At 48.4% G+C, this 7,420-nt stretch carries 7 protein-coding genes; 4 read left to right on the forward strand and 3 right to left on the reverse strand.

From position 1 onward, the window contains the following. From P8O70_16125 to P8O70_16140, 4 genes are all read left to right on the forward strand, one after another. Positions 1-212 (forward strand): hypothetical protein (locus tag P8O70_16125; GenBank protein ID MDG2198370.1); only part of this gene is annotated, 212 nt, incomplete at its 5' end. Positions 213-457: 245 nt separating this feature from the next. After that, positions 458-1,747, forward strand: coding sequence for a sugar ABC transporter substrate-binding protein (locus P8O70_16130; GenBank protein MDG2198371.1), 1,290 nt, complete (start codon positions 458-460; stop codon positions 1,745-1,747). A 64-nt stretch (positions 1,748-1,811) separates the two neighbouring features. Next, positions 1,812-2,684, forward strand: a complete 873-nt coding sequence (locus P8O70_16135; GenBank protein MDG2198372.1) for a sugar ABC transporter permease — start codon at positions 1,812-1,814, stop codon at positions 2,682-2,684. After that, a complete protein-coding gene (locus P8O70_16140; protein ID MDG2198373.1) occupies positions 2,681-3,517 on the forward strand; it encodes a carbohydrate ABC transporter permease in 837 nt (278 codons plus the stop codon). The genes P8O70_16135 and P8O70_16140 overlap by 4 nt, the downstream gene beginning before the upstream one ends. A gap of 3 nt (positions 3,518-3,520) precedes the next feature. On the opposite strand, the gene P8O70_16145 is transcribed toward P8O70_16140, so the two are convergent. The 3 genes from P8O70_16145 to P8O70_16155 form a co-directional block, all read right to left on the reverse strand. Beyond that, on the reverse strand, positions 3,521-4,405 hold the full coding sequence (locus P8O70_16145; protein MDG2198374.1) for an endonuclease/exonuclease/phosphatase family protein: 885 nt from the start codon (positions 4,403-4,405) through the stop codon (positions 3,521-3,523). 198 nt (positions 4,406-4,603) lie between these two features. Further along, positions 4,604-5,140 carry an HD domain-containing protein gene (locus P8O70_16150; GenBank protein ID MDG2198375.1) on the reverse strand — a complete coding sequence of 179 codons (537 nt, stop codon included), beginning with the start codon at positions 5,138-5,140 and terminating at the stop codon, positions 4,604-4,606. A gap of 105 nt (positions 5,141-5,245) precedes the next feature. Continuing rightward, entirely contained in the window at positions 5,246-7,411 is a 2,166-nt protein-coding gene (locus tag P8O70_16155; GenBank protein ID MDG2198376.1) for an ADP-ribosylglycohydrolase family protein, read from the reverse strand. Positions 7,412-7,420 lie beyond the last annotated feature (9 nt).

A 7,420-nucleotide genomic window follows, 5' to 3' on the forward strand; every position in this document is an offset into this window, starting at 1 on the left:
ACCTAGGAGTCAGTCCAGATTATTCCCTCAGTACTGTGCTGCCAGCTACCCCTGATGATGACACCCTGCTTCAAGCAGCGATTGAATTTCTGGAGACAGGCAGTGTCAGCCAAGCCACAACCAGCCGTCGTGCCACAAAATCCCCGCTCTTGCTTTCTGTTCCTCCCTACACACACCCCTGGGATGGCGGCAGTCGCGAGGGCTTGCAATAGCTTATTGCTTCTAGACTTTAGGAGACGGTGAAGCCCTCACGAGCCAATCAATTGAATCTACAATTTGAGTAAGTTTTGAAATGTTGACTTTGTGCTTTCATTGAAGCATGGTCCGTTCGACCGCTTTGGAAGGATAGTGATTTTCAAGGAAGTTGGATCCCTTGGCACCTACCGGTGCAGGTTTTTCTATTCTTTTCCCAAATCTCAAGATTTGTGTAGTCCAAAATTCACTTCAAGAGGAACTGATGAAGAAACTACTGAAGATCTTTGCTGCTCTCTCTGTAAGTTCGGCTATTTTGGTTGGACAGGTGCTTGCCCAGTCTGAAACAGTGTTAAAGTACATGGCCTGGTCAGATTCCGAACTGGAATTAGAACAGCCGATGATCGCCGCCTTTGAAGCAGCCAATCCTGGAGTTAAGGTAGAATCTAGCGCCATGCCTCCCAAGGATTATTGGCCTCGACTCTCAGCGTTGGCAGCAGCCAGTGACCTGCCTGATGTATTCTGGATGTCCTCCGGATTTATTCAGTCCTGGCAAGCAGATGGTCAGATCGACAACATTGCCGACAAAGTTTCAGGAATCAAGGAAGCAGAGTGGTATGGTGGAGCTATTTCAGTGGCTCGACTTGCTGGTGGGGTTTACTCCTTTCCGAAGAACTGGGTTGCACCAGTACTTTACTACAACACTAAGATGTTCGATGCGGCTGGTCTTGAATATCCAAACTCCAATTGGAGGTATGATGATTTCCTGAAGGCAGCCAAAGCACTTACGTTGGACACCAACAACGATGGCACTCCAGATCAATATGGTTACTGGGTTTATGGGAGATACGCACACATTGAACCCTGGGTATTTCGCAATGGTGGCCGTCTGCTCAATGCGGATCGAACGAAGTTAGAACCTAATGCAGCTGCCTTGGAAGCTCTTCAATTTGTGACTGATCTGGCAAATGTGCACGAGGTCGCTCCAAAGCCAGAAATGATGGATGGGATTCGACAACAAGATGTTTTCCCAATGGGAATGGCAGCCATGTGGGTAGATGGTTCTTGGAACATTGATGGTGTACGAAAAACTGCTGGACCAGATTTCTCATTCGGAATTTCACAAATCCCGATGGGGCCCTCTGCCAGTAAAGGAAATGCTGTTGGTTACGCCTGGTCTGACATGATGTCTGTTGCACCTACCAGCAAACAGCGTGACTTGTCTTGGAAGTTCATTGAGCACATGACCGGACCAGGTAACAAAGTTGAGAATTTTGGTGGAGGAAAAGTGCCTGCCTATCGTCCAATCGCTGAAAGTGAAGCTTGGTTGGAGAGAGATCAATATCCCAAGAACAAGGAAGTCATTCTGGAGATCGGCCTCGGACAGACCACAACTTCCTTTACGCCAAACTGGAGCAAGTGGCGTGGCTACGCAGCCTCGGCTGGTGGTGGGATGAACGGTGAGTTGGATGAGGTATTGAATGGCCGCAAGAGCCTGCAGGACGCCGTCGATGCCTTTGTCGAATATGGTAACTCTGTACTTGCTGGAAACTGAGCTGACTTTTCACTTTGGCAGGAGTGTCCTCAAGGATCTCCTGCTCTTCCTTTGATACCCTCGAATGAATGCGGTTCAACGTCATCACCTGCGCATTGCCTGGTGGATGATCTTGCCCTGTACAATCGGATTAGTTTGCTTCCGGTTGTTTCCGATTCTCGCTTCCTTCCTGATCAGCTTCACAGACTGGAACATCATTGGTGTTCCTGAATTCGTTGGTCTAAATAACTACATTCAGGCTTTGACCTCGCCATTGGGAGTCAAGGTGCTGCTGAATACTCTCCAGTATGCCTTGGTCTATGTTCCCCTGGCAACGATTCTGGGATTTGCTCTAGCCTTATTGGTAGATACAGGCATCAAGGGTGTGGTCTTTTTCCGGACTCTCTATTTTCTGCCCTTCATTACTGCCACAGTGGCCGTAGCGATCAGTTGGAAATGGATGTTTGCCACCCGTTTCGGCATTCTCAACGCCTTCCTTTCCTGGCTGCATCTCTCTGATCCCATAGCCTGGCTCAGTAATCCAAATGTTGCTCTAATCTCTGTTGCAGTAGTGATGGTCTGGAAGGACACAGGATTCTATATGGTCTTGTTTCTAGCAGGTCTCCAGACAATTGATCGAACCCTGATTGAAGCTGCAAAGTTGGATGGAGCGAACCGCTTTGCCATCGTCCGGGACATCATTTTGCCCCAGTTGGCTCCAATGACGTTCTTCGTTGTGTTGATTGCCATGATCAACTCGGCAAAAACCTTCGAAGCAACTATCTCTCTGACCAATGGAGGCCCTAACAACGCCTCCACGACACTTGGATATGCCATTTACCAGAACGCCTTTGTCCACTTCGACATGGGGCTGGCGTCTGCCCAGAGCTGGGTGTTGTGTTTGATTGTCGGTGGGATTTCCTTGTTGCACTATCGTTTACAACAACGAAAAGTATGAATTCCCGTTCTGTCTCAGTGCTGTTGATCTATCTGGGATTGCTCGCTTATGCGGTTGTCACCCTCTTTCCACTGTTGTGGATGGTAATCACTGCAATGAAGTCAGGAAGAGAATTGTTCCGACTGCCCCCAAGTCTTGTGCCTGACCTTTTGATGGCTGGAACACCTTTCGTGAATTTTGCGGCGGTGTTTGACAAAGCAGGTTTTTTGGGAGCGGTACTGAACTCGATGCTGGTGGCAACTCTGGCAGCATTTGGACAGTTAATCACCTGTTCAATGGCGGGATTTGTCTTTGCAAATCTACGTAACCGAGTTTTCACAGCGATTTATGTACTCTTGCTAAGCACCATGTTCTTTCCGACTGAAGTAACCCTGATACCAGAGTTCTTACTTTTTCGGCAACTCGGATGGCTGGACACCTTACTGCCGTTGATCGTACCCTCCTTTTTCGTCGGAGCCTTCGGCACCCTGATGATGACGGAATTCTTCAAGAGCATCCCTTTTGAAATCGAAGAAGCTGCCATTCTGGACGGAGCAAGCTCTTTTGGCATCTTCAAGGATATCTACGTGCCTTTTGGTGCCCCTGCCCTGGCAAGCCTCTTTCTGGTCGCCTTTATTGCCAACTGGGATGAGGTCTTGCGGCCGGTAATCTTCAACAGTTCTCCAGAGGTGAGAACCCTTCCTCAGTTTCTTTTAGATTTTGTGGGGCAGTATGAATCACAGTGGACGGTCTTGCTGGCTGGATCATTTTTGGCAACCTTACCGTTGATCATGATCTACATTGGTTGCCAGAAATGGGTGGTTGCTGGCTTCGCGAGATCCAGCCTAAAGTAAATCTCAATCAAACAATGGGCTTACAAACTCTACCCAATAGGGTTGGTGATCTGATGCCACGGCCTCACTATCAATCCATGCCCCTACAACTTTCTGAGATAGTTTGGCAGTCACAAAAACATAATCAATGCGCAGCCCAGCTCCTGTGTTGAAGTCTCGAATCAAGGACACACCATCTTCTTCTTTATTCCCGGCCAGAACCCAGGTATCTGCCAAGCCATCAATTGTCAGTAGCCTGGAACTTGGATCATGGGGATGAGGTGTTCCCACAAGCGCCTCATACTCGGGGCTTCCAGGCTTTAAATTAAAGTCACCAAAAAAGAGAGCATCGAACGGCACCTCGTGTTCATCAATCCCCTCCGACCAGTCTTGTCCTGCCGAACCAGAAATCACGGAACCTTCGAAGGGTGCTTCCAGGGAATGCTGCTTCAGTTGTTCGATTTGTTTTAAACGCAGCACGGGAGAGAGGTGATGAAGATGCGTACAATAGGCGCGAAGTGGACCATCGGGTGTGATGATCACAGTTTCCAACAATCCCAGTTGTACAGAGAGGTGATTGGCTCCTCCCATTCTCGGGGTGTAGAGCAAATTTCTGGATTGGACGATTGGCCAGCGAGAAACAATCATATTGCCAAACTGACGCCGCTCATTCCCCCTTGGATGATGTCGTGACAGCGCATCCACTGTTGGCCCATATACCCAGAAATAATCTGAGAAACCATCCCCCAGGACTTGTGGCTGGTCGATAAAACCTGTCCGTGCCGCTGCTTTATCGACTTCTTGAAATCCAATAATATCGGCTTCCTGAACTGCCTCGACGACTCGCTGGGGATCAATCTCGCCATCGCGCCCCTTGCAGTACTGAATATTGTATGAAACAACTCTCATGCTCTGCGCCCTTTCGTAAATTGTTATCACCTGCAAATCGGCAACTTGGAATCAGTTTTCACAATCTCTATTGACTGGTAACGTTCTTCATTTTTGAGAAGCTTCGTTTTCACAATCGAGATTAAACTGATTTCAGCAAAGGATTAGATTAGTGCTCCCAATCGGACACACTGATGAGTAATTGTTCAAACTATCCAATCACTTCATAAGGAGCTTCTTCAGGAGAAAATGATAGTGGGACAAATCAGGCGGATTAGCTGATGGGCTCTTCGCTTGATCATCATATCGTCGCAAACGAACAGCTTCTTCCGAAAAAGGTCTTGCAGAGAACTCCTCTAACTCTTCAGGATTCATTGGTCCACCCTGTAACTGAAGACTGAGAACCGAGGCAGGAGAGAGCTGGTCAAAGTAGCCGCGTTCGGTAGCACAGAGATAGCGCTTGGCGGCTACATGCCAGCGAATCGGTTCCGTGACGCTAGTCGGAAACCATTTTTCTAGTGCGTTAGCACCCTCCGTTTCATGATTGGCATCAACTCCCTGCTCCACAATGTTTTCGCCAAGGCCATGGACTAGGTGTCCATAGTCATGCAGTAAGGCAGCAGCGATCATGGATTCATCTTCCCTAGCTTCTTGAGCCAACTGTGCTGCCTGCAGAGCGTGAGCTAGTTCTGTCACTCCTTCACCATAATGCAAATTTCCATATTGTTGATAGGGTTTCAGCAACTTCTGCAGCATTGACTTTCTCCAAAATTAAAAAGCTAAAACACTTCTAGCTTGGCAGTCTAAAGCCCAGCTTATCCAGCTTTGGTAAAACACCTCTATGAAAAAACCATTTGAATCTTAGTCCACTGCGGGTTGTACCTCGACAAAATCACAACCGATTCGACCCACCTGAGAGATCAAAGCCATTGCACCAGAGGGATAGTAGCCCTCGGCATCTTCCACTTCTAGAATCCTTTCCTGGTTGATCCACGCAGTGAGTTTGTTCCCAACAGCCTGCAGCGTGAGCTCATACTGATGACCCAATTTCCAACTCCGGCTACAGGAAGCCAGGATCGTGTCCTTGCCTTCATGACTTCTCATGAGACGAGCTCCATCTTGTGAGATCAGCAGTGCATAATAGCGTGTCATTCCTTGCACACGAATTCCAAGACCTCCAGCTTCACACATATGAGGAATCATTCGAGCGGTCACTCTATAATTTTTCCATTCCCGGGTGCCCTGCATCAGTAGTCCACGGCCAACGTTCTGAATCAGACGATACGGCTCTGGACAGTAGTCTATTTGTGTTAAGCGTTCGTTGCCATCCAAACCATCCACCCAAGCTGATTTCCACATGAGGGGTCCTTTGTCACGATTCAGCCTTGACACCACGCGTTCAGTGGGTCGATTCAGTTGAATTTTCGGTTCACCTGTCCAGTCCAGAAAATCAAGATAGACCGTGCCAGTTTCACCATATTCACCTTCCAATTGAATGCCAACGAAGGCGATCGGATAGCAACGAGTGTCAGGTACTTTCCATTCGAACACATGAAGCCTACCGGCTGGAAACTCAACTATTTCACTTGAAACCAGGGTGAATTCATCAAGTTCATTATAGTGTTTGATGTACAGAGAACCCTTCACGGGAGTCAGATTGTTCTCGTCGGCAACGATACGAGCCTGAATCGTTTGTCCACTGTAGAGGGTGGGACTAGCCAGCAGAGAGTAGCCCCTCTTGGTGAAATAAGTGGAGATCTCTGCAGAAGGCGAAAAGGTTGGCGTCTCGACGCGAGCAGTACGTCCTCTTGCCAGCGCTTTGAAGCGAATCTCCAGGGAGCGAGACCCACTAACGCTATGGCCCTCTAAGTTGGCAACGGTAGCAGCGCCAGTTGAAACGATCGATTCTTCACAGGCAAAACCCTGAACCGAACCAGGCAATTCAAAATGGAAACGGGCTCCATCCTTGGGATAGGTTGGTGAAAGACCATGAAGTTGCCTTCCCGCATTCGCAAGATAGACCGCTTCTGCTGCTGCATCGCTGATTGAACGACCACCATCCGCCGTAGGCAAATACAGTTTGTCAGCAACTGGACTTCGCCAATCTGGTCCCCGGTTGATACCCTCCAAGCCATTCTTGATTCCCATGAGACACCCAAGATTTCCTGCGTTGCAGTCCGTGTCCCAACCCAGAGTGTTGACGATCATCATGGTTTTTTGAAAATCGTCATCTCCATAGAGAAACGAGAAGATGATCAAACCATGATTGGGGATCATGTGGCAGTTGCCCCCATAAGTATCATAGCCATAGTGCTTAGACAGAAAATCAAACGCCTTCCGCCAATCAGGTTCTCGAGAATGCAGTTCCCGCAAATCTGCAATCATTCGCTGGATCAAACTATCTTTTGGGATTAATGACACTGCAACATCAATTAGAGCTTGTCGATCTTTCTCTACAAAGGCTTGAGACTCCAGCGCTGCGATCACCTGTGCACCGTAAATCGCCTCTCCATCGTGGCTCACACTACCGGCTCGTTTGGCAAAATCTGCAGCAAGCTCAGGATCACCAGGAGCAACCATCGCCCAACCATCAATAAAAATCTGGGCTCCAATCTGTTCTGCCACCACCTTGCTGTTGAGTTCCATCGAACCACTTTGAGGTGCTTCAATTCCTTGCTTAAGCCGCAGAAATGCAGTGTGTTCGGTGGAGTTGCCCATTCCTCCCCACCAGAGAATCGCCTTGCGGTCAATGATGTAATTCAGCCAGGTATGACCAATCTGAGCTGGGGTGATGTCCTTGGAGTAACCGTAATCTTCCAAAGCTCTGATGAAGGTAAAGGTTCCGGAGATATCATCATCTGTGACAATCAAGGGCACGTTTAACCTCTCATGAACATAGTAGTTGATATCTCCCAATTGACTGGAAATCTGGTCATACTCCCAACCCTCAAAGGGCCTTCCCAGGTAGACTCCAATGATTTTTCCTAGAACACCTGCGTAGACTCGCTCCAAGTATTGATGATCCAAGGCATAGGG

Source organism: SAR324 cluster bacterium, from assembly GCA_029245725.1.
Classification (GTDB): Bacteria; SAR324; SAR324; order SAR324; family NAC60-12; genus JCVI-SCAAA005.

What these genes read in the sequence shown, in the direction of transcription:
- P8O70_16135 (MDG2198372.1), top strand. Translation starts at nt 1,812, where the DNA reads ATGAATGCGGTTCAACGTCATCACCTGCGCATTGCCTGGTGGATGATC.
- P8O70_16150 (MDG2198375.1), bottom strand. Translation starts at nt 5,140, where the DNA reads ATGCTGCAGAAGTTGCTGAAACCCTATCAACAATATGGAAATTTGCAT.
- P8O70_16130 (MDG2198371.1), top strand. Translation starts at nt 458, where the DNA reads ATGAAGAAACTACTGAAGATCTTTGCTGCTCTCTCTGTAAGTTCGGCT.
- P8O70_16145 (MDG2198374.1), bottom strand. Translation starts at nt 4,405, where the DNA reads ATGAGAGTTGTTTCATACAATATTCAGTACTGCAAGGGGCGCGATGGC.
- P8O70_16140 (MDG2198373.1), top strand. Translation starts at nt 2,681, where the DNA reads ATGAATTCCCGTTCTGTCTCAGTGCTGTTGATCTATCTGGGATTGCTC.